Here is a 22,183-nt window from a genome sequence, read left to right on the forward strand (position 1 = left end):
GAACTTGCAAAACCCGCAGGATCCGACGCTATTCAGTTTAAGGACTACCCGATCAATTTCTTCAGCGAGTTTGCGAATCTCGTCGATTATTCCATTCACTCAATCTAAATAATTTGAACTTCCGGATCGCGAGCTTTACCATTTCGTCCTGTGATCAGCTTGAGCAAAGTCTGAGGGTCGACCGGTTTCACCAGATGATGGTCGAAACCGGCGGCATACGATTTAGCGCGATCCGATTCCTTTCCCCAACCGGTGCACGCGATCAGTATGACATTTTTGCCCCAGGGCATATTGCGAATTCGTCGGCAGACTTCGTAGCCGTTCAAATTGGGGAGGCCGATATCGAGAAGCACAACTTCCGGGCAGTACTTCTCGGCCAATTCGATCCCCTGCTGCCCGTCGTAGGCCGTGAGGATTTCATTTCCCATGAATTGCAGCATCATACCCAGGGAATCGGCACTGTCTCGGTTGTCGTCCACAATCAGGATACGAAGTGGAGGTTGCCCCGATTTCAGATCCTCACCCACGGGAACGTTCGCAGTTAAACTCTCCTGCAACACCGGCAATCGAACCACAAATTCAGAGCCTTTTCCAACGCCGTCACTTAAGGCTCTGACCGACCCCCCGTGCATCTCGACGAAACTTCGTACCAGTGTCAAACCGATTCCCAAGCCACCTTGAGCTTTCTCCAGAGAGCGATCCACCTGGGTGAATAATTCGAATATACTGTGCAATTTGTCAGAAGCGATACCGATACCTTCATCTTTGACGATGACCTGCACTTCGCGATCGACTAAGGAAGCCGTCAACCAGATTTGCTTTCCATAATCCATATACTTCGCAGCATTGTTCAGCAGATTCATGAAAACCTGCGTGAGTCGGACCTGATCGGCCTCCACGAAAATGGGAGTTGAGGGGAGATTCATGGTGAGCCGATGGCCCATCTCATCTATCAAGGGCCGGCTACTTTCGACGGCTCCTTCAAGAATCGTCCCCAAAGACAACCGGCTGCGTCGGAGATCGATCTTACCGCGAGTGATGCGACTGACATCCATGAGATCATCGACGAGTCGCACCATCTGATTCAACTGACGCTCCATCATTTTGCGAGCTAATTCAATGGTCTCCGCATTCCCCCCGGACAGACGAATCACCTGAAGGCCATTCCGGATCGGCGCAAGTGGATTTCGTAATTCGTGAGCCAAGGTTGCCAGAAACTCATCTTTGCGAGCATTCGCTTCCGAAAGACTGGCTGCCATCTGGCGCAGGGCATTCTCCATTTCCTTGCGTTCGGTAATATCCGCCACCGTGCCATCTAAACTGGCAAAACGCTGGTTAGACCCATCCACCACGAAATTTACACGTCCCTTGCCCAAGACCCAGCGAATCATCTGGGAATCGGAATGCACGACTCGATATTCCTGCGAATAGGGTTTGGGATCGTCCGGCTGATGCGCCTCGATTACCGCCTGACGTACTCGCTCCCTATCCTCGGGATGAACCAGAGCGAACGCCTGATCGTAATTCAGCGGCCCCGGCTTGCCATTGAAAATCATCTGAAATCGTTCATCCGCGATAAGAGTGTTATTATCCAGATCGATATGCCAGGCTCCCAGTTCTGCGGAATCGAGAGCCAGACGGCGTTTCACCTCGCTGACACGTAATTTCTCCTCAAATTCCTTCCGCTCGGTGATATCGACAATCACACTCACACCCAAAGCGATTTTGTCATCCGCATCCTTGAGTAGCGAACCGGACTGACTGACCCAGGCAATGGAACCATCTTTGCGAATGAAGCGTTTTTCAAGTGTATAAGAGGGAATCTCTCCGATACGAACTCGTTGAACCAGTTTTAAATCCGCTTCCAGATCGCTCGGATGGGTAAGCTCCTGCCAGGACTGCTGAAGCAACTCTAGTAGTTCGTAGCCGACTATCTCACAATATTTCCGGTTCGCGTAGATATATCGGCCATCGGGACTGCTGTTACAGACCCCTACCGCGGCATTCTCGACTGTCGCACGATATCTTTCATCGCTGAGTCTCAAAGCTTCCTCGGCGCGACGTTGCTCGGTCACGTCCGTATTCATTCCCACCCATTCCCGAATCTCCCCGTCGGTATCGAGAACCGGCACACCGCGAACCGCCGTCCAACGATAGGAGCCATCCCGGGAACGGAGTCGATATTCCGTATGGAAGGTGTTTTTGCTGGATACTGCCTGAGACCAGACGGAGCGAGCCTTCAGGCGATCTTCGGGATGAATCGCGTTCATCCAACCTCGGCCGCGCCATTCTTCCTCTTTCTGGCCGGTGAATTCCATCCAGGAAATGGAATTTTCAAAGGCTTCCCCACGGGCGTTGGTCGTCCAGACAATTTGAGACGATGCCGTCACTAGAGAGCGGAATCTTTCCTCGGCACGTTTCTGCTCGGTGATATCCGTATTAGTGCCGAACCACCGGGAGACTTCCCCGTTATCGTCTTTGATGCATTCCACCCGAGTCAGGAAGGTTCGAAAGACACCATCATTTCTCCTCAGGGGAAAGGTCATCTCGAAGGCTTCCCCTTTTTCGATCGCGGTTTTCCAGTTTTCGAGAATCGTGGGTAAATAATTCTGATCGTGAACGCTTTGCCAGCCCCAACCTTCCATTTCTTCCGGGGTCGAACCTGTAAAATCGTACCAGCGTCGGTTGTACCAGAAGATATGTCCGTCTTTTCTGGCCATCCATGCCAGTTGCGGTATCGACTCGGCGAGCGTCTTAAATTGCCGTTCCTGCTCCTTTAAGGCGGCGGCTTGTTTTTTCTGCTCGGTGATGTCCCGGATAATTTTGGAAGCCCCGACGAGTTCTCCGGTAGATTCCTTCATGGGAGAGAGGGTTACCGAAACCGGAAAGAGTTCGCCACTACGGCGTTTACGAATACTTTCGTAATGCTCCACCTGTTCACCGGAGCGTATCCGTTCGATAAGGTGCTTCTCGTCATCAGACTGCGTTCTGGGAACGATGAGCGAAATATTCTGACCGAGAGCTTCGGCCGATGAAAAACCGAACATCCGCTCGGCGGCCGTATTCCAGCTCAGGATGGTACCTTCGTTGGACATACTGACGATCGCGTCGCTGGAGGAATCGACGATCGAGGCCAATAAGGTGGTAGCCGCGGCGGCTTCCGCGAGTTTGCTCGTTCTCTCTACAACTCGCCGTTCGAGTTCCGCGTTCGCATTTTGAAGTTGGTCTTCCGCTTGTTTGCGTGCTTCAATTTCTCGTTCAAGTTCTTCCGGCAAGCGCATGGCCAATGCGAGCGGTGCGACCCGAACCAGTGCCAGAACCGTAACCCAGGAGACGATGGCCGTTATCAATTTGATAGTGCCGCTTAATCGATAGGCGGGCCACCAGAACATCAGAGCGTCCATTAAGTGCGTGGTGCCGCAAAGCAGAATGAAGGCGACGAAAAGTGCGAAAACTCTTCGGAAAGGAAGGTCGCGGCGGCGCAGGATCAAGTGAGCGAGAAAAAGCGGAATGGCGAAGTAGGCCGACCATATTCCAAGGTCGGAAAGAATGTGCAACCAGCCATGTCCGGAAGACCAGAGCCCACAACTCCAACGCGGGGGAAACCCATTGGTGTTGAATAAATTTTCAATGAATTCGATGGCTATTTCCCAGCAAAAGGTCTACGAGTTCACGTGGAGCAACGGCGTTTTAATCCGTTGCTCCAGACCTGAGCCGTCAGCGCTATGGCTCTAATGCCATAGTGATTAAGGCCACTTTGCGAGTCATACGGGATTTACCCCGCTCCAATGCATCTTTTAGGACTACGCATTCTCAATTTAATTTCACTCAATGCATAAAGGAAGCGTATTTCCCTGATAATCGGGCAATTCGATTTTACCGGGCGATCAAAATTGTCTTCTGCAATCGCAATCTATCAGCATTTATGACGACAAAATGGAGGAGGAATGCAATCCGAGAGTCTATTTACTAGCGGGCGGGTAATGGATTTTGATTTGGAGGTTTCATCGTCTCGGCGACCATCATCGACTAGGCATCGAGAAAGTTGAAAGAAAAAGATACTGGGCCCGCTCGGATTCGAACCGAGAACCAAGGGATTATGAGTCCCCTGCTCTGACCGTTGAGCTACGGGCCCGTCATCTTCATCATAAGAAGTCAATTATCCTATGGAAATGGTTCGCCCCGTCCGGTTTCGATTGAACCCCATGCTTCCACGACATAAGATTATCCGTCAGGCAAAATTCCAAAAAATCTGCTCCCAGATACAGGAATCATCGCCTGTGCATGAGAATGTTTTGAAAGGGGTTCTCTTACCGTGCAAATTAAAATCTCCGCCCGCCATGGCCATCTGAGTGCTGATCATCAGAAGCACATCCACGATAAAGCCGAAAAGCTTCTGCATTATTTCGATCGCATTTCCATGATTGAAGTGACTGTCGATGTGCCCGAGCACGGCCTGAAGAAAGTCGAGTTTCTGGTCAACGCCGAACACAAACACGATCTGGTTGCCCACGAAAGCAATGCCGATTTGTTCACCGCACTCGATCTGGCACTTGATAAAATCAAACAGCAGATCCACAAGTACAAAGAAAAGATCCAGGACCATCGTCGCGACGCTTCCCTCAGCGATGCCACGGCTGTCAAAAAATAAACGAGGAGCCCTCCGCCCGGCGGAGGCGATTTTGATGCTCGGAACTTGCCCTGTCCGATCCCTCTGTATTTCCGCTTTGGAGCAATCATAATGCGGATGTCGAGTTTTATCGTTAAAGACGCCATCGTTCCCCGGCTCAAAGAAGCTAACAAGGAAGGCGTTCTGCGCGAAATGGTGTCCAGCCTCGTCAAAGCCGGCCAGATCCGCGAAGAAGAAATTCCCGAAATTGTTTCGGGTGTGATGCGGCGGGAAGCCCTGGGCTCCACAGGTATTGGAAGACATATCGCCATTCCCCACTCCAAACACGTGGGTGTCACCCAGCTGATCGGCACGCTGGCGATCTCCCAGATCGGGATTCCGTTCGAAAGCATCGACGGCGAACCGGTCTACGTACTCGTACTTCTGATCTCTCCTCCAAACAAACCCGGGGAACACCTCCGGGCTCTGGAATGCGTCGTACGGCCCATGAAAGAAGACAAATTCGTCGACGAACTTCGCAACGCGAAAAGCATCGAGGAAATTTGGGCGATCATCGATCGAGGAAATTAACCAGGCCCATGTTGGACACTATCCCCGCGAGTGAGACGCGAAACACAATAACCGTGGATCCCAATTCCCCTACAGCTCGGGAAACTCCTCAATGCGTTCGCAAGACGGTCGTCGTGCGCAACGAACAGGGATTGCACATGCGGCCCGCCAGCCGGCTGGCCGAGATGGCTCAGAAATTCACTTCTGCCATCACCGTTCGCAAAGGGGATCACGCGGCCAACGGGCGGAGCATGGTCAATCTCCTTTTATTAATCGTAGAACCGGGCTGTGAACTGACAGTCGAAGCCGATGGCCAGGACGCGGAAGCGGCGGTTGAAGCGCTGGTCGAATTCCTCGGCAGGGAAGACTGGGATTAACTTTCAGGATCGTGAATCACTTGGTGGTCGCGGCAAATCGGAACTGTCGGCCACCTCGATGAGGTCTGCAACTTGGAAATTTATCGCGGGATTGGCGTCTCTCCCGGACTCGTCATCGGCACAGCCCTGGTGCTGGATGCCGAAGGCGTCCGCATCCCCGCCCGTCAAATACCACCCGAAAAAGTTTCCAGCGAACTCACTCGATTGAACAAAGCCCTTAAGGCCGCTGCCGAAGAATCCCGCGCGCAACAGAAATCGGTCGAACTTCGACTCGGAAAACAACTCGGTTCCATTTTCTCTGCCCAATCGACCTTTTACGACGACCCTGGCTTGCTGACGGAACTGCATCAGCTCATCCACAACGAGCGCTTCACGGCGGAATATGCCGTTACCAACGTCATCCGGACTTATCGACGCGCTTTGGAAGCATTGGGCAAAGATCACTTTTTATCGACCAAAGCGAGCGATCTACTCGATGTGGAGAAGAGGATTCTCAATCAGCTCCTCGGCGCGGATTGGGAGCCGCTATCGAATCTCAAAGAGCCGGTTATCGTCCTGGCCCACGATATAAGCCCCAGCGAAACCGCGACTATGGATCCCACCAAGGTGCTGGCTTTCGCGACGGAAAGCGGCGGCAAAACCAGTCACACCGCCATCATGGCCGGAGCGCTTGAGATCCCGGCGGTTGTGGGATTGGGAAAATTTCTGCACGATGTGGCCGGCGGCGACACTCTCATTGTCGATGGCACGCGCGGCATCCTGATTGTCGATCCGGACGAGGAGATTCTCGAAGAGTACCAGGGACAGGTTAAGGTTCTGTCGGAACAGAGCGGTTACTGGCTGGCGGAGCGGGATCTTCCCGCCGTCACTCTGGATGGGACTCGCATCGAATTAATGGGGAATATCGAATTTCCCTCGGAGGCGGCGCACTGCATCGATCGCAATGCCGACGGTGTGGGATTGTATCGCACCGAGTTTCTTTTTGCCGGGCACGACACCGACCCTTCCGAAGAGGAGCATTATCAGGCCTACGTGCATGTGGTTCAAACGCTTGGACCGAATAAACCGGTCGTAATTCGGACATTGGATCACGGAGCCGATAAATTCCCAAATCATGCGGAAAAAATCTCGGAAGAGCGCAATCCTTTTCTGGGATTGCGCAGCGTGAGGCTTTGCCTTCGAAATCTGCCGATGTTTAAAAAGCAGATGCGCGCCATCCTGCGTGCCAGCGTCCAAGGCGATATTCGGATTATGTTTCCGATGGTCGGAACCCTTCTGGAACTGCGACAGTGCAAGATGCTCCTGGCGGAAGTCCGCGAAGATTTGCTCGAGGAAGGAATCCCCTTTAAGAAAGACATGCCAGTTGGTACGATGATAGAGGTTCCGTCTGCCGCGATCATGGCGGACAAACTGGCAAAAGAAGTCGACTTTTTTTCGCTCGGTACGAACGACCTGGTGCAATATACCCTGGCGGCGGATCGAACGAACGAGAATGTCGCGGGACTCTATAACCCTGCGGATCCGGCAGTTTTAAGACTAATCGATTCGGTAGTCCGGGCCGCGCGAACGAACAATATCGGAGCCACGGTCTGCGGAGAGATGAGCGGTGATCCTCTCTTCACACAATGGCTTCTGGGAACGGGCTTACGCCAACTGAGCGTCAGCCCCCAAAATATTCCGGAGATTAAAAAGCTTATCCGACGGATCAATCTGTCGGACGCGGAAGCTATGGCCGAAAAAGCCCTGCAGCTGGACACAGCCCGCGACGTCACGAATTATCTGAGAGAACAAAAGCGGCGTATTCAGCCAGACGCGATCGATTAATTTCGTCACCCCGGGATGCAACTCATCCCCTTCTGCTGAATAGCCTGGGACCATTCGATGATTCCAGTGGAGAATCACTTCCACTCGATTCCTAAATCGGATTGAACTTCCGTAAGGAAGTTCAGTACCGTTCGGTCCATGAGCACGCCGCACTAGCAAAGTCGCATTCGGGATGTTAATCTCTTGTGCGATCATTTAGATTGGCAACATGGCGGACGACAAAACACGTTTTCGATTTCGCAAGGAAGCCGAGTTGAGGCTGCTCAGCCATCACGACCTGGCCCGGGCAGTTGAACGCCTCCTCCGAAGAGCTCAACTTCCCTTCGAATCTACGGGTGGTTTCCACCCTCACCCCCGGATCGTTTTTCCGCTCTCCATGCCCTTGGGAACAATCGGCCTGGAGGAGATTGTCGAAATCGAATGGAAGACGAAAATCGAGCCCGAGGAAGCCGTCGATGTGCTTCGGCGGCACGCTCCGCCAGGGATAACTTTCGTTTCAGCGAGACGAATTCCCCTCAAATCAACCGCCCGCTGCCGACGCGTCGAATATCAACTGCCTATTCCCGCTGAAAAACTCTCCTTGGCGGAAGACTGCGTCCGAAATTTTTCCACCTGTTCAGAAATCTGGGTCGAGCGAATCCGCCCCCGACACAAGCGCCTGGATATCTTCCCATTTATCGATTCGATCGCGATTCAAAATCAGAAGCTGCAATTTTCCCTTTGGGTCACCGGGAACGGCACGGCCAAAGCGGATGAAGTTTGTACTGCTCTGGGACTCGGGGAATTATTGGAATCGGCCTGCTGGACGCGCAGTCGGCTGGAAGTGTTTGATGAATTGACGCCCGAGGAAGTTGCCCGAACCCCGGCCATTACCGCCCGTGAAGAATTGTTGCTTGATCGGCCAGTCCATTCGCAAGAGGAAGTACTCTCCAGTGCTTCTCTCGAATGGGGAGCATCGGAGGATGGCCCGATCGTGGAATGAGACACCATCCGCGGACTGTCCGCGGATTTTTTGAAACACGCCTGTCATCGCAAGTGGATGGCGGCGAGACAACACCCGGAAGATCCCCATCGGTCGTATACTTCGTACCGAGCTTGGCTGGATCCTACCGAACCAAGGAAGCTCATGAAGAAAGAAATGCTAATCAACGTCCTCCAACCGGAGGAGTGCCGTATCGCCATACTGGAAGACGGTGTGCTCGAAGAACTTTACCTCGAGCGGGCCAGCCAGGAAAGCTACGTCAACAACATCTACAAAGGCCGAATCGTTAACATCGAATCGAGCATTCAAGCCGCGTTCATCGACTTCGGGATCGGTCGCAACGGCTTCCTGCACGTCTCGGATGTGGACCCGATTTATTATCAGCATCTGCTGAAAGATTACCCGGAAGCCGCTGGTGATGACGAAGATGATTTCGAACCGCAGCCGCGCAACGACCGCGGCGGTAGGGATCGCGACCGAGGCGAAAGAAACGACCGCGGCGGCCGCAATGATCGGGGAGATCGAAATGAGCGCGGTGGACGGGATCGACGCGATCGGGATGACCGTCCTCGCGAACGTCAGCAACCCGCGCCGCTGGCTCACACACCTCCCCCTCCTGCCCACACCATTTCCATCATTCCCGTGGAAATCCCTGTGCCCGAGCACAGACCCGAGCCAAGCAGCGTTGCCCCACCTCCGGCGAGCCCGGAAGTAGTGGAAGAGTCCGTATTCGATGATTTCGGCGCCGGGATTGATTTCGATGCCCCCAATCATCCGTCGACCCATTCCACTGAGTCGGACTACGGTCAGCATTCGGATGGCTCGAATCCGGCAGGTACCGAAAATGGAACGGACGAGTCGGCGGGCGAAGAAAGCAAGCCACGCCGTCGCCGAACGGCCAAGCGACCTGAAAAGAAAGAAGATGCCGGGGAAGCCAAAGCTCCCCGCAAACGGGCCCGCGCTCGTAAGAAATCCGACGAGGGCGAAACTCCTTCCGACGATACAATGCCTGCGGCAGAACATCGAACAACCGAAGGTGAAGAATCCGGTTTCGGTGGTGGAATTTTCTTCGATCCCGATGCCCCCAACGACCGATTTGTAGAACCGACCCGTTCTGCACCGCCCGTTACTCACACACCGCACGCCGAGCAATTGCCCCCAGCCGCCGAAGAATTCGAAGATGAAGAAATTTTCGAAGATGCCGAAATCGTCGAAGGGGATTCGGACGAGGGATCCGTCGAACAAGAAACCAGTTTCGACCGACCGGATCGCAATCAACGAAATGACCGTAACGATCGAGGAGATCGGGGAGATCGAAATGATCGCGGTGATCGTCGGGGAGATCGAAATGACCGCGGCCAGCGCGGCGGTCGGGACCGCGGCCCACGCAAATTCAGCCGGGATGGCAACATCGGCCCCAAACCGCCAATCGAACAGATTTTCAAACGCGGCCAGGAAGTGATCGTTCAGGTCATCAAGGAAGGCATCGGCACCAAAGGGCCGACCCTTTCAACCTACATCAGCATTGCCGGTCGCTACCTGGTATTGATGCCCAGTCTGAATCGACTGGCCGTTTCTCGCAAGATTGAAGACGTCCCGACTCGTTCCCGCCTGAAAGAATCGCTTTCGGAACTGAATCCTCCCAAGGGAATCGGATTCATCATTCGAACGGCGGCTATTGATCGAAACAAGAAAGAATTGCAGAACGATCTGGCTTACCTGGTCCGTCTCTGGGAGGTCTTCGTCAGCCGAGTTAAGAAGAAACCGGGGCCCGTCGAAATTTATCGCGAAAGCGATATCGTCATTCGGACCATCCGGGACAATTTCACCAGCGACATCGAAACGATTCACATCGATGAGCCGAATGCGTTTACTGCAGCCAGTGAATTCCTGAAATTTGTGATGCCTCGATATGCCGAACGAATTAAGCTCTACGACGATGTGGAACCCCTGTTCCACAAGTACAAAATCGAAGCGGAAATCGCCAAATTGCAGGAGAAGAAACTTCCCCTGCCGATGGGCGGTTCGATTGTGATCGAGCAAACCGAAGCCCTGGTGGCCATCGATGTCAACAGCGGCAACTTCCGATCGGAAACGAACGCTGAAGAAACGGCCTACAAGATGAATCTTCAGGCCGCTAAGGAGATTGCCCGCCAGTTGCGGCTACGCGACATGGGTGGCGTAATCGTCAACGACTTCATCGATATGAAGGAAGAGAAGCATCGCCGGGCTGTGGAAAATGCTCTTCGCGATGCCTTGTCGCGAGATAGGGCTCGCACGAAGATTCTCAAAACTTCTGCGTTTGGCGTCATTGAGATGACTCGCCAGCGAATTCGGCCTTCGCTGAAGCGCAGCACGCATCAGGAATGCGCCCACTGCCGGGCCACCGGAAGTGTGAAAACACCAGAGAGTATGAGCATCGAGATCATCCGCCTGATTCAGTTGGCCGCTTTCCGGAAGAACATTCAGCAATTGAATGCCTACGTTCATCCGGATGTGGCTCAATATCTCCTGAATCGCAAACGGCGGGATCTGATCCGCTGGGAGGAAACTTCCAACATGCAGATTCTGGTCCACGGCAAGCCTCAGGTATCGCCGGAATTCGTTGAATTCCACTGTTTCGACAGCAACGGCACGGAAATCCATTTCAGCACCAGTCCGGTGGTAGCGCCTGCACCGGTCCGAACGGAACCGCGAAACGATCGCGAAGAACGCTGGTCAGAAGATCGGGGCGGACGGGACAACCGTGATAACCGTGATAACCGCGATAACCGGGACAATCGGGGAGGCGGCCGGGATCATCGAGGAGGCGGGGGAGACCGACGTGGCGGCGGAGGTCGCGATAGTCGCGGCGGCAATCGGGGCGGCGGCCGAGGCCGCAATTAGCCCTACAAGATTTTCGATTTAAATCAGAAAGGGAGCCGGAAAATCGGCTCCCTTTCTTTATTCGTTGAATGGTTTGATTGAATTAAATATGAGTGTACTCAGTTTCTTCCGTCAGCACATCTTCGGAAGGCATACAAACCCACAGAATAACGTAAGGGATCAATCCGACGCCGAAGCTGAGTAAGCAGATGCAGAACATTGAACGCCAAAGCCAGGAAGGCAGTTTGGTTTGTTTAGCCAGTCCGCCGCAAACTCCCCCGAATACCCGATCATGGATTGATCGCCCCAACTCGTGGGCTATATGCCGCATATCTTTGGGTGCTGTGGCGGTTCGCGAGGGGGGCACATCCTCGTTGAGCAATTGGAATTTGGCCCGAGTGAATTCCGCGTCCGTGAGATATCCTCGTTCTCGAAGGCCGGCCAGTTTGGCAAGTTCATCCGCAGTCGTCATGAGCGGTCCCCTCAGGCGAAAAAAGGTCGTTTGGGCGTTATTCGCAAATCGACCCCACATCATTTAAACGATTCTCTAAAAAAGATACAACCGAATTTGAGAGGTCCTCGAATGATTGCCGCACTGCTGCTCTTGCTCCATTTTAACATCGCTGAAAAACCGTCCCTAAAAGTACCCGCCGGGTTCCAAGTCGAACAATTTTCAGACAACATCCAGGCAAACGACATTTACCACATGACTCTCGATCCCAGAGGTCGTGTCGTCGTGACATCGCGCGGGTATGTGAAACGTCTGGAAGATACCCATGGAACCGGGCATTGCGACAAAGTCACTCTGTTAATGGAAACTAAGACCGGTGGTATGGGCATGCTCTTTGCCGACGGCTATTTTTACTTCACCGGAGATGGTTGGGTCACGCGTTACAAGTACGATGGTGAGAAAATCGATCTCACTTCCGCCAAGAAACTCTTGCCTACCAAATTTACGGAACATGGCGGGCACAATCTTCGCAAAGCGGCCGATGGTAGCATCTACCTCATCGGCGGTAACGATAATGAGTTTCCCGATCTGAGCTCTCAATTCATCCACCCGCTCTCCCCAATCACCAAGATGGAAGGCGGCGGAATTCTAAAGCTCGATCCCAAAACGGACCGCTGGTTCATCGTCGCGCACGGCTTCCGCAACCCGTATGATTTCGACTTCACGAGTGAAGGTGAAATCATTACCTGGGACAGTGATACGGAACGCGATTACCTGCTGCCCTGGTATATTCCTACTCGTCTTTTCCAAGTCCAACAAAATCAACACCACGGCTGGCGACTCCCCGGTTATCAGAATGCACTCGCTCGGCGAAATTATTACCCGGATGTCGTGCCGATCATGCTGGATATGGGACGGTCTTCTCCTACAGGCGTCTATCGCTATCGGGGAAAGCAATTCTCGGGTTCGGGCTACGAGAACGGCTTTTTCGTAGCCGATTGGACCTTCGGGAAAATTTACTTCGTCAAGCTTTCCGGCTCGCCCAAAGGTTACACAGCGGAGGCAAAACTATTCGCCGAATCGGTTGGGGAAGCTGGCTTCGCTCCAACCGCTATTGTGGAAGAACCCGATGGATCAATCCTGGTTTCCAGCGGCGGGCGCGGCACCCGAGGAGTAATCTATCGCATCCGCTACACCGACAAATCGGCTAAACCCGCGGAGTGGAATTCACCAGTTAGTAGTAAGGAATTCGAGAGCCGTCGAATGCGACTCGAAGCGATCAACCAGTGGAAAAAACTGGCGACTCCCGAGTTGAGGAAACTGCTTTCCGTAAACGATCCCGATCCGGTAGTTTGGTCGCAACAGGCCTTTGCCGCATTGATGGAAGAACGGACAGTGCTGTTCCCTCTAATTCGCGATCGGCTAAAATTACTTCCCCAGGCGATGGATCAACTGCGTGCCATCATGCTACTGGGCAAGGATTGGAATATTCTCGGCCCGTGCCCGGAAGGAGAAGTTTTTCGGGGCTTCGAATTGACCACACCTATCCAGAGTCCACGGGATCTTCTCACACTCACCCGACCGATTCTTAAAAATGCGGATCCGCTGCTTCGACTGGAGGCCGCTCGAGTTCTGGCCATGCTGGAGGAGGACGATCCCTCGACACTGGCCGCCCTTTGCAGTTTCCTAAGTCTTCAAAGTGACCCGGTAGACGATGTGCATTACCTGATCTGTATAGCCCGTATGAAGGCCCCTATCAATGCTTCCCAGACGGAGACGATTGCTCACGTAATGATGGCGCTGGACAAGAAATTCTCCGGCAAGCAACTGGGAATCAAACAGAACTTCTCGGCTCGACTTGGGGAATTGATCGCTCAGTTGGTCCTTCGGCAGCCGCAAATAGCGGAATCCCTTTTGAAGCAGAAGGAATTTTTCGAGCCGGCTCAGATCGGCTATGCGATCAAATTTCCGGCCGATAGCCGCCAAAAGGCCGCACGGGAATTTGCGAAACTCGTCGCTGCCAATCAACTGGGATCCAAACCCGTCGAACTGATCGATTTGTTTGCGGATTTATCCGAAAATGAACTGCGTCCTTTGCTACCGACACTTTGGAAAGAATTCGCCCTTCGGGATGGTTTGGTCAAGCTGCTCACCAAGTTTCCGCGAGAAGCAGATCGTCCTTACTTTCTGACCGGGTTGGATTCGACCAATTCTTCGACCGTTCATTCCGCCGTAGTGGCGTTGTCTCAGTTGAAGGCTGAGCCGAAAGAAACGGAACTCATTTCGCTTTTTAAGGCTATTCGCGATTTGGGGGATACCAAGAAAGCCGAAAATGATTTAAAAAAATCGTTAGATTTGTGGGAAAAGTGGACCGGGCAGAAAGCGATGAATTCCCAGGAAGCGGAAAAATGGCTTCTGGCAAAATACCCCACCGCTAATTTGGGCACCGATGAAGACGACCCGAACTTCTGGCGGGAAATTTACCCCAAAGTGAATTGGGACTCGGGCGATCCTCTGCGTGGGGCGAAATTATTCGAAACTCGTGGTTGTGCCACCTGCCATCAGGGAACCAGCCGGATGGGGCCTGATCTGGCGGGAGTGATGAAGCGTTTCTCCAAGAAAGATCTGTTCACCGCAATCCTTCAACCGAGCAAAGATGTGGCTCCCCAGTATCGCGTGCAAGAAATTGAAACCGAAGATGGGCGAAGAATTACAGGCATTCTGATCTTCGAGTCCGCCGAGGGGCTGATCGTGCAATCGGATGCCACAACGACGATTCGCATTGCCGGGAATAATATCGCTTCCCGAAAGACGAGCAAGAAATCTCTGATGCCCGCCGGTCTTCTGAAGGACTTAAAACCAGATGAGATCGCCGATCTTTTCGCCTGGTTGAAAAAATGAGAATCTTCAAAATTTCCGCCTTCGGAAAGGTAACGAGGCTCTCAATCGTCTAGTAATTCAATGAGGAAATGGATGGCTGAGGCCTTCAATGCGAAAGTTGCATTCTTTTCCCGAGTTTCACACAACCGATTTAAGAGGAATTTTGTTTCGGATTTTTCTGCAAGATTACGTATCTTCTCCAGTAATCTCCGATAATATTAAATCTGTAGAGATCGAGTGCTGATTCAACCCTCCCGACGCGAATCGCTGTTATCCTTCCGAAAGGGTTCCCTGTGTCCATGGCTCTGGAAACTGCCCCTGAAGCGTCGATTGCTGATTCAAAGCCCAAAAAAGCAAACTCTGCCTTTCTCAAAGTCGTACCGGAAACGCGCGAGCTGCGCGACCGTATTCGAATGGCTGCACTCGAATACGTAAAGACCGTCGACAAATCGAAGCCGCTGAATAAACAGGAAGGTCAGCGGATGGCCGAGGAGCTGTTGACACAGCTCCAGCTCGGCTTTCAGTACACCGGATTTACACTCGTCTCCATCGCCAATGAATTCTGGCGGGAGCAGGTCGCGGCCATTCCCTTCAACCGCCGGTTGCTTTTGCTGCCGCATTGCTTGAAGAATGCCGAAGGGTGCCCAGCCGATTACGATGAATTCGGCTTGGATTGCGAAAAATGCGGTCAATGCAGCGTTGCCGACTTCAAGGGACGAGCCGAGGAACTGGGTTATAAGGTCCTGGTTTCGGAAGGTACCCCGATCGTATTGAAGATCATTGTTTCCGGCCATGTCGATGCGATTGTCGGCGTCGCATGTCTTAACGTCCTCGAAAAAGCCTTCGATAAGATACTACTCGCGGGCATTCCCTGCATTGCCACCCCGTTACTCTCTTCGAACTGCAAGTCGACCAGTGTGGATAATGACTGGGTGGCCCAGATGATCGAATTGCAGACTGCGGGCACGGAACAGAAAACCAAAACCTATGTCCCCTTGATGCGGGCGGCGAACGATATCTTCGACAAAGAGTTAGAGCACCTGGCTCCGCGACCCCGCAAGCTGCAAAAAAGCACACAGCCTATCGAAAGCGATCCGCTGGCTTACCACGAGCAGATTGCCTACGACTTTCTTGCTCGCGGCGGCAAGCGCTCCCGGCCGTTTATCACCTTGGCCGCATACGATGCTCTCACTGGTGGGAAAACCACCACCGATACCAACTATGCCCTGTCCGACAGCGTAAAACGCACTGCTTTGGCCATTGAGACTTTCCATAAAGCTTCTCTGGTTCACGACGACATCGAAGATGACGATGCCTATCGTTACGGTCACGAAACGTTGCATCGTACCCACGGCGTCGGAACGGCCATCAACGTCGGAGACTACCTGATCGGACTAGGTTATCGACTGGTGAGTCGGGAGCGAAAAGTTCTCGGGGCCGAAGTGGCGGCCGACATTCTGGATCGACTGGCCGATGCGCACATGAAGCTTTCGGAAGGTCAGGGTGCTGAGCTGCTCTGGCGCGATTCCACACACAAAAATATCACGCCTCTGGAAGCTTTGAAGATCTATGCCTTGAAGACGTCGCCCGCCTTCGAGGCCGCTTTGTATGCCGGCGTCCGGCTGGCAGAAAATTCGGACACCTACGATAAAATGATCTTGGATTTCAGTAGAAATCTGGGCGTTGCCTTCCAGATTTTGAACGACCTCAAGGATTGGACCGGCGACGACAATAATAAGTTGCTCAGCGGCCAGGATATTCTCGCGGCCCGGCCAACCTTACTGCTGGCACTGGCCCTTGAAGGGCTGCAACCCTCGGAAAAAGAAGAATTGGCCGGAATTCTCAACCGCACGGATAAACGAAGCGAATCGGAAATCGTCAATCGCGTGCGCGTTCTGTATCAGCGGGCGAAAGTCTTCGCAAAGGCCGATCAGATGGTGGAAAAATATCGGGCTCGGGCGGAAGCCATCGCCGATGAAGTGAATCCGCCGGAATTTCGGGCCCTGCTCTATTACCTGGTTGATACAGTTCTCGAACGAGAAACCCTGCCGGATAGCGAACCCAAAGAATTTATGGTCCAATTGGGATTGGCTAGCTAATATTTCCGGACGAAGTGATAGATCCCTCCTGTAAGCGGGTATTAGCTGATGTCGGCTAGTAGTCCGTCCGAGTGTTTTTCGCCCACTCCGGAGAGGTACGTTTATGCTGTTGCCTCTTGTTGTCGTCGATACCCGCCTGGGCCCACTTGACTTTACCGACGCCCGCATGGTACCGACCGAAGAGGTGCCGGAACCGTTCAATCGCCTTCTGGTTCACACTTTTCATATGACCGTCACCGTGGAAGAGTTCTATGGCGAAGCGGTGAATGTCCAGGTAGTTTCTTCCCAGAGCGAAGGAGACTTGTATCTTCGCAAAATCCTACTGACACTCAGTAAGTCGAAACGAGTGATCCAGTTCGGCCTGGTTCGAATCGATCTTACTTGCCTCGACCCGGCCGTTCGCGATGCCATTCTGGAAGAGAAAACCCCTCTGGGAAGGGTCTTGATAGAGCATAATGTCCTGCGTCGCGTCCAACCGACGGCTTTTGTTACGGTTCGCCCTAAAGAGACCATGAAAAAATGGTTCGGAATGTCCGAAGCCACTCCCTTGCACGGCCGCACCGGGGTAATCTTCTGCAATGACCGTCCAGCCATTGCCGTCATGGAAATCCTAGCGCCTGTTCATCACTAAGCCTCGAATCGCATTTCAAATATTCTCGCTTCCTAATTCGCAATCTCAATAAGGCCTTTCTCGGGCGAGCGGAATTCAGTATTGTATGTTCATACACCACAGGATCCGGTTATGAACGAACCCGAAATCAAGTGCCCCAACTGCAATAATTCTTTTAAGCTGAATGAGTCTTTAGCAGCTCCATTGGTCGAATCGACGCGGTTGAAATACGAGCAGGAGCGTCAGAAAAGAGAAAAGGAGTACCAGGTCAAAGAGGAGAGGCTCCGTAAAGAGCGAGATGAGTTACTTAAGCTCCAATCGGGCATTGATGACGAAGTCGCGGAACGGCTGAAAAAAGAGAAGACTCGCATTTCGGAAGAAGAAGCCAAAAGACTCAAGCGACTTTTCGAGGACGACTTGGAGAAGAAAAATAAAGCTCTGAAAGATATCGAGGAATTGCTGAACGATCGTGAGAAGAAGCTCAAAGAAGCGCAGAAAGAACAAGCCGAAGTACTTCGACTGAAGAGAGAACTGGCCGACGAAAAAACGGCCATGGAACTTACGATCCAAAAAAAGATTAACGAGTCGCTATCCGAAGCGCGGGCACTTGCGAAGAAGGAAGCGATTGATGAGATCCATCTGAAAGTCCGGGAAAAGGATCTCTTGATTGCTCAGATGCAGGAGCAGATCGTGGCTCTGCAGCAGAAAGCCGAGCAGGGTTCACAGCAGCTTCAAGGCGAAGTGCTGGAACTGGAGATGGAAGCCGAACTCCGTAGCAAGTTCCCGATGGATACGATTACGGAAGTCAAAAAAGGGGTCGCCGGCGCAGATATCCTGCAAACCGTCAACGGACAGCTTGGAAGCCCCTGTGGTTCGATTCTCTGGGAAACGAAACGAACCAAAGTCTGGCAGAATAACTGGCTGCCCAAACTGCGAGATGACCAGCGGGAGGCGAAAGCGGATCTGACCATTTTGGTTTCGCAGGTTCTCCCCAAAGGTACTGAACACTTCGAACTGATCGATGGCGTCTGGGTCACCAGCTTTCGCTCGGCGTTCCCCGTGGCGATGGCTTTGAGGCAATTCCTGATGGAACTGTCGAACGCCCGCCAGGCCGGACAGGGGCAGCAAACCAAAATGCATCTGGCCTACCAATATCTGGTGGGGCCCGGCTTTAGACAGAGAATACAGGCAATTGTGGAAAAATTCAGCGACCTGCAAAAGGACCTGCAATCAGAGAAGGTCTACATGAATAAACAGTGGGCCAAGCGCGAGAAGCAGTTGCAGACCGTCCTGGAATCGACTGCCGGGCTATTCGGAGATTTTCAGGGCATACTTGGAAAGTCGCTGCAGGAGATCGAAGGTCTGGATGCTCCCATGCTGGAATTCTCCGAAAAGTGAGAGTTGCGATTTCACCGAATCTTCGCCAAAAAATTGAGCATTCTTCGCACAAGTATATGTCAGTGCTAGCATTGAATTTTTTACACTCGATATTTCGTCATTTTTCTTAAAGTTCGTTCCGATAAAGCTTTAAGTCGGAACGAATTCAGTTTCGCGGTTTCCCTTCGCTTTAACCGGCATTCTCTTTGCGTTTAATTTGAGTCCAGTTAAGCAGGAAACCGTATCTCGTTCCAATCTCAGTCAATTTCCTTTTATTACGGTTTCCTCTATTCCCTTTTTGGGATGAAGGGGGTTTCCCAATGTCCGTCTCCGAACTCTTTTTTGCAGCCGCTTTAATGCTGGCTCCACCGGAAGCACCGATTCCGCCGATCTCCTCGGAAGAATGGCCCGATCTCCAGATTCAACTGTGTCAGTTGGGGGTCGAACTTCAGATTCTCGATAAACGAGAAGCCGATTTCCTACTTGTGAAACGGGAAGATCTGGCGACTGATTTAAAATTATTGCGTCAGCGCTATGCCGATTTGAAGGATTCCCCCAAAGTAGAGGATTTGAATCGCTTCCCCAATCGGGAAGAAGTGAATGCCATGCTGAGTTTCAACCGCAATTACCGGGGGAAAATGGAGGCTCGCATGATATCCGAGCCTCACAAGGCCGATTACTATCGGGGAGTAATCAAAGAGACTGACGAACTCTACCAGCTTTGGGATTCGGTACGTGAAGTTCGATCAGACTTCTATTACGTGAGCGTTCGCCGTCAGTCATTGTCTAAGCTCAAGGAACGGGCCGGAGTGGCCGCTTTCATAACCGGCCAACTGCCCCCCTGCGTTCCGACCTGGCGATTCCAGGAAGTAAAATAGCCTGCGCCTGGGTCGCGGTTTTAAGGCCCACGCCACTCTAGTACCAGATGCGGGACAGGACTCGAAAGCCAGAGCCGGATGAAAGGTATGGGATCCTCCGCATCGAGTTGACGCTCGACTTCTCCGACCTGCGGCGAAAGCACCCAACCCTGCTGATAGTGCATGCTGAGAATCACTTCCCCGTCTTCCGGTTGAACATCGGACAATTCGATTCGCTTCCAGGTCGCTTCGATTAGCTTACCTTTCCCCTTTAAAAAGAAATTATGCTCGCGATTCAAAGTAAAAATTTTGAAGGCCAGCTTGTCGGTGTTTTCTTCGCGGGCCGCCGGGTAGTTGCGAAATCGTTCAATACTTGCTTCGGTCCGCACGACCACTCGACCGACGTTGTAGCGATTGAAAAATTGATCCAGTTGTTGATCCGACCATAATCGAATGTCTTTTCCCGCGAGCCTTCCATCCAGCAGGCGAGCATAGAAATGCTCCATCCGACACTCCGGATCGAGCCCCCCCAGAAAAGCCTGACCCGTGAAGGGTGCCAGGAGGCTCGTCCAGCCATCCTCCTGAAGATTCACCAGAGAATCTTCCCACAACACCCGGGCCGTGGGCTTTTGAAATTGCAGCTTCTGAATGAGACTGATCTGCGATTCGCTGAAGCCCACTTTGAGCTTGGGCAGTGAATTCCAATTCATGGGAATCTCAAGCACGAAGACGGTACCGGCGATCAGAATGGCCAACCAGGCGGCTCCTGCCCAGGCGGCATCCAATTTCCTGGAAAGCAGGCGCGATAACCCTTCGAGCATGTGCACGACCGGGAAGACGGCAAACCAGACCACCACATGGAGAAGTCGAAAAAGGTGAAGCTCTTCGAGCATCGGCCAGAAACGATGAAGGTGACTGGCCGCACTGACGCAAACCGCCGTCAGGATCATGATGATGGAGGCGGAAGTGTGCCTGTACGCAAAAAAAGGAATGCCGATCAGTCCACCGATCGACAGCAGCAGCATCAAAGGGTCCCGGGGAACGAAGTCGCGCCAATCCTGCCAGAGATTTTTCCACCCGGCCGAGGTTAAGGGTTCGTCCATGATCGGGAGCATCAACCCCAGATAGTGGAGCCATTCGCGCAACCAGGGGGCGTTCACACCCAGAGCGAGTCCCCAGGCGAGATAGAGGGACAGGTGCCACATCGGGCTGTGTTTGAATGCGTTCCAAAGATAGTGGAGTGCAATAGGCGGAATGAATACCGCGAAGAACACCGGTTGAATGTACCAGGCGACACAGGCGGAAAAAGTGATGATGCACCAACCCAGCAGACTCGGCTGGTGAGCATAACGAATCAGCCAGCAGCAATGAATGATCGCGCTGATTCCCCCTAGTAGTAAATCGAGTTCACCGGTAATCAATTGCTCGGTATTGAGTTTCGACCACCAGAGAATCATGCCGAAAAAACCCGCCAGGAGCCAGGACACCGGCGAGAGTTCCAGGCCGCGTGCCATGGAAATAAAGAAGATCGGGATTAGCAGGCACGATATGAACAGACCCACTTTATAGGAAACGTAACTATGCTTTTGAGCGGGAAGGTAAAAAAGCTCGGCGGGTCGGCAACCGGAATCGAATACGGGAGATTTGGGATAGCCCGCCTGATAGGAAGGGTCGAAGCAGGAACTTACCTGATGCTCGAGCCAGGCCTGCGCCCCAAGTTGTCCATGATAACAGTGCAGCGCGTGCTTGCCGGACAAAATCGGCGTCGGTTCCAGCAGTTTCCGCGGGTCGTCCAGAAGATCGAAAAATCGCAAAGTCCAGAGCGCATTGCCAGCCAGCAGCGCAACAAAACAGAGCAACCAAAGAGCTATCGCCCAGAACGATCTTTTTTCTATTTCATCCATATCGAGTGTAAAAATGCCGCCCGGGTGTCAAAACCAATTGCCTATCAGCGGGAGGGATACACCTTCGAGAGAAAATACGCAAGTCGGACCGATTTTTCTAACTCTTGCGTTTGAGGGTTGGGCCGTGATAAAATAAGAAAACTTTGTCGGGACTGCAAAGTACAGGGACAGAGCTGTTAAGCCAGGCAAAATTGAACTGCCTGGAAGAATCTCGCAGCTGGGTGATTCCGCCGATCGGATAGGTTAATTCATGAAATGCCAAATGTGCGTTAAAACGGCATCTCTGCACATCACGGAGATCCTCGAAAATAAAAGTTACAAAGTTTTCAACCTTTGCGAGGATTGTGCCCAGCAGTTCTTTCAAAACCCCGGCAAGAAAACTCTTTCTGCGGATCCGGAAGATCTGAACGAAGCCGAACTCGACGAAGCCCTGCTGATAAATCAGCGACAGTGCGAGGTCTGCGGTATTAAGTTCGTCGAATTCCGCAACACCGGACGACTCGGGTGCCCGCACGACTACGAGGCCTTTCGAACTGAGTTATTACCCCTGCTGGAAAGCATTCACGGCAAGAACCGGCACTCGGGAAAAACACCGCGGCGTCTGCCGACTTTAAAGGACGCCCAGCAGGAACTGAGTAAATTGCGCAAACAGCTTCATCGGGCAATTGAGGAGGAAGCCTACGAGGAGGCGGCGGGGCTGCGGGATCGAATCAAAGAGTTGGAAAATACCTGAAAGATTTTCTGGAGAGCGTCCTTCCGACCGATATAGTGTTATTGT

The 22,183-nt window shown here is 52.6% G+C and carries 15 protein-coding genes, 1 tRNA gene and 1 pseudogene; 13 read left to right on the forward strand and 4 right to left on the reverse strand.

Going from position 1 to position 22,183, the window contains the following annotated elements; translation table 11 throughout:
- Positions 1-104: 104 nt before the first annotated feature.
- On the reverse strand, positions 105-3,557 hold the full coding sequence (locus KIH39_RS13460; protein WP_213493760.1) for a hybrid sensor histidine kinase/response regulator: 3,453 nt from the start codon (positions 3,555-3,557) through the stop codon (positions 105-107).
- A gap of 505 nt (positions 3,558-4,062) precedes the next feature.
- Positions 4,063-4,135: transfer RNA gene (locus KIH39_RS13465), tRNA-Ile, on the reverse strand.
- 180 nt (positions 4,136-4,315) lie between these two features.
- Between KIH39_RS13465 and hpf the strand changes: the two genes are divergently transcribed.
- The 7 genes and pseudogenes from hpf to KIH39_RS13495 all read left to right on the forward strand — a co-directional run bounded on the left by hpf (position 4,316) and on the right by KIH39_RS13495 (position 11,248).
- The gene (gene hpf, locus KIH39_RS13470; RefSeq protein ID WP_213493761.1) at positions 4,316-4,651 is read left to right on the forward strand and encodes a ribosome hibernation-promoting factor, HPF/YfiA family; all 336 of its coding nucleotides are present in this window, start codon (positions 4,316-4,318) and stop codon (positions 4,649-4,651) included.
- 90 nt (positions 4,652-4,741) lie between these two features.
- Positions 4,742-5,200 carry a PTS sugar transporter subunit IIA gene (locus tag KIH39_RS13475; RefSeq protein WP_213493762.1) on the forward strand — a complete coding sequence of 153 codons (459 nt, stop codon included), beginning with the start codon at positions 4,742-4,744 and terminating at the stop codon, positions 5,198-5,200.
- A gap of 8 nt (positions 5,201-5,208) precedes the next feature.
- Complete coding sequence (locus KIH39_RS13480) at positions 5,209-5,556, forward strand: HPr family phosphocarrier protein (protein WP_213493763.1); 348 nt, start codon at positions 5,209-5,211, stop codon at positions 5,554-5,556.
- A gap of 72 nt (positions 5,557-5,628) precedes the next feature.
- Positions 5,629-7,380, forward strand: a complete 1,752-nt coding sequence (ptsP, locus tag KIH39_RS13485) for a phosphoenolpyruvate--protein phosphotransferase (RefSeq protein ID WP_213493764.1) — start codon at positions 5,629-5,631, stop codon at positions 7,378-7,380.
- A gap of 208 nt (positions 7,381-7,588) precedes the next feature.
- Positions 7,589-8,362, forward strand: a complete 774-nt coding sequence (locus KIH39_RS13490) for a TIGR03936 family radical SAM-associated protein (RefSeq protein WP_213493765.1) — start codon at positions 7,589-7,591, stop codon at positions 8,360-8,362.
- Between the two features lie 144 nt (positions 8,363-8,506).
- Positions 8,507-8,735 (forward strand): annotated as a pseudogene (locus KIH39_RS27115) (Rne/Rng family ribonuclease); the annotation flags it as partial.
- 632 nt (positions 8,736-9,367) lie between these two features.
- On the forward strand, positions 9,368-11,248 hold the full coding sequence (locus tag KIH39_RS13495; RefSeq protein ID WP_390623709.1) for an Rne/Rng family ribonuclease: 1,881 nt from the start codon (positions 9,368-9,370) through the stop codon (positions 11,246-11,248).
- Positions 11,249-11,330: 82 nt separating this feature from the next.
- Here KIH39_RS13495 and KIH39_RS13500 read toward each other — a convergent pair whose 3' ends face one another.
- A complete protein-coding gene (locus KIH39_RS13500) occupies positions 11,331-11,699 on the reverse strand; it encodes a PspC domain-containing protein (RefSeq protein ID WP_213493767.1) in 369 nt (122 codons plus the stop codon).
- Positions 11,700-11,810: 111 nt separating this feature from the next.
- On the opposite strand from KIH39_RS13500, the gene KIH39_RS13505 reads away from it, so the two are divergent.
- The 5 genes from KIH39_RS13505 to KIH39_RS13525 all read left to right on the forward strand — a co-directional run bounded on the left by KIH39_RS13505 (position 11,811) and on the right by KIH39_RS13525 (position 19,522).
- Positions 11,811-14,579 (forward strand): c-type cytochrome, encoded by a 2,769-nt coding sequence (locus KIH39_RS13505; protein WP_213493768.1) that lies wholly within the window; start codon positions 11,811-11,813, stop codon positions 14,577-14,579.
- A 278-nt stretch (positions 14,580-14,857) separates the two neighbouring features.
- Positions 14,858-16,657 (forward strand): polyprenyl synthetase family protein, encoded by a 1,800-nt coding sequence (locus KIH39_RS13510; RefSeq protein WP_213493769.1) that lies wholly within the window; start codon positions 14,858-14,860, stop codon positions 16,655-16,657.
- A 103-nt stretch (positions 16,658-16,760) separates the two neighbouring features.
- A complete protein-coding gene (locus tag KIH39_RS13515; protein ID WP_213493770.1) occupies positions 16,761-17,288 on the forward strand; it encodes a hypothetical protein in 528 nt (175 codons plus the stop codon).
- 111 nt (positions 17,289-17,399) lie between these two features.
- A complete protein-coding gene (locus KIH39_RS13520) occupies positions 17,400-18,665 on the forward strand; it encodes a DUF2130 domain-containing protein (protein ID WP_213493771.1) in 1,266 nt (421 codons plus the stop codon).
- A gap of 299 nt (positions 18,666-18,964) precedes the next feature.
- Positions 18,965-19,522: a hypothetical protein gene (locus tag KIH39_RS13525; RefSeq protein ID WP_213493772.1), complete on the forward strand. Its 558-nt coding sequence runs from the start codon at positions 18,965-18,967 to the stop codon at positions 19,520-19,522.
- Between the two features lie 20 nt (positions 19,523-19,542).
- Here KIH39_RS13525 and KIH39_RS13530 read toward each other — a convergent pair whose 3' ends face one another.
- Positions 19,543-21,360: a hypothetical protein gene (locus KIH39_RS13530; protein WP_213493773.1), complete on the reverse strand. Its 1,818-nt coding sequence runs from the start codon at positions 21,358-21,360 to the stop codon at positions 19,543-19,545.
- A gap of 307 nt (positions 21,361-21,667) precedes the next feature.
- Between KIH39_RS13530 and KIH39_RS13535 the strand changes: the two genes are divergently transcribed.
- Positions 21,668-22,138: a UvrB/UvrC motif-containing protein gene (locus KIH39_RS13535; RefSeq protein WP_213493774.1), complete on the forward strand. Its 471-nt coding sequence runs from the start codon at positions 21,668-21,670 to the stop codon at positions 22,136-22,138.
- Positions 22,139-22,183: the final 45 nt, after the last annotated feature.

Origin of the sequence: Telmatocola sphagniphila, assembly GCF_018398935.1 — a bacterium.
In the GTDB taxonomy this organism is placed as follows: domain Bacteria; phylum Planctomycetota; class Planctomycetia; order Gemmatales; family Gemmataceae; genus Telmatocola; species Telmatocola sphagniphila.

Coding starts and splice junctions, on each gene's coding strand:
- KIH39_RS13525 (WP_213493772.1), top strand. CDS start 18,965: ATGTCCGTCTCCGAACTCTTTTTTGCAGCCGCTTTAATGCTGGCTCCA.
- KIH39_RS13515 (WP_213493770.1), top strand. CDS start 16,761: ATGCTGTTGCCTCTTGTTGTCGTCGATACCCGCCTGGGCCCACTTGAC.
- KIH39_RS13520 (WP_213493771.1), top strand. CDS start 17,400: ATGAACGAACCCGAAATCAAGTGCCCCAACTGCAATAATTCTTTTAAG.
- KIH39_RS13495 (WP_390623709.1), top strand. CDS start 9,368: ATGCCTGCGGCAGAACATCGAACAACCGAAGGTGAAGAATCCGGTTTC.
- KIH39_RS13535 (WP_213493774.1), top strand. CDS start 21,668: ATGTGCGTTAAAACGGCATCTCTGCACATCACGGAGATCCTCGAAAAT.
- KIH39_RS13500 (WP_213493767.1), bottom strand. CDS start 11,699: ATGACGACTGCGGATGAACTTGCCAAACTGGCCGGCCTTCGAGAACGA.
- KIH39_RS13490 (WP_213493765.1), top strand. CDS start 7,589: ATGGCGGACGACAAAACACGTTTTCGATTTCGCAAGGAAGCCGAGTTG.
- KIH39_RS13505 (WP_213493768.1), top strand. CDS start 11,811: ATGATTGCCGCACTGCTGCTCTTGCTCCATTTTAACATCGCTGAAAAA.
- KIH39_RS13475 (WP_213493762.1), top strand. CDS start 4,742: ATGCGGATGTCGAGTTTTATCGTTAAAGACGCCATCGTTCCCCGGCTC.
- KIH39_RS13480 (WP_213493763.1), top strand. CDS start 5,209: ATGTTGGACACTATCCCCGCGAGTGAGACGCGAAACACAATAACCGTG.
- KIH39_RS13510 (WP_213493769.1), top strand. CDS start 14,858: ATGGCTCTGGAAACTGCCCCTGAAGCGTCGATTGCTGATTCAAAGCCC.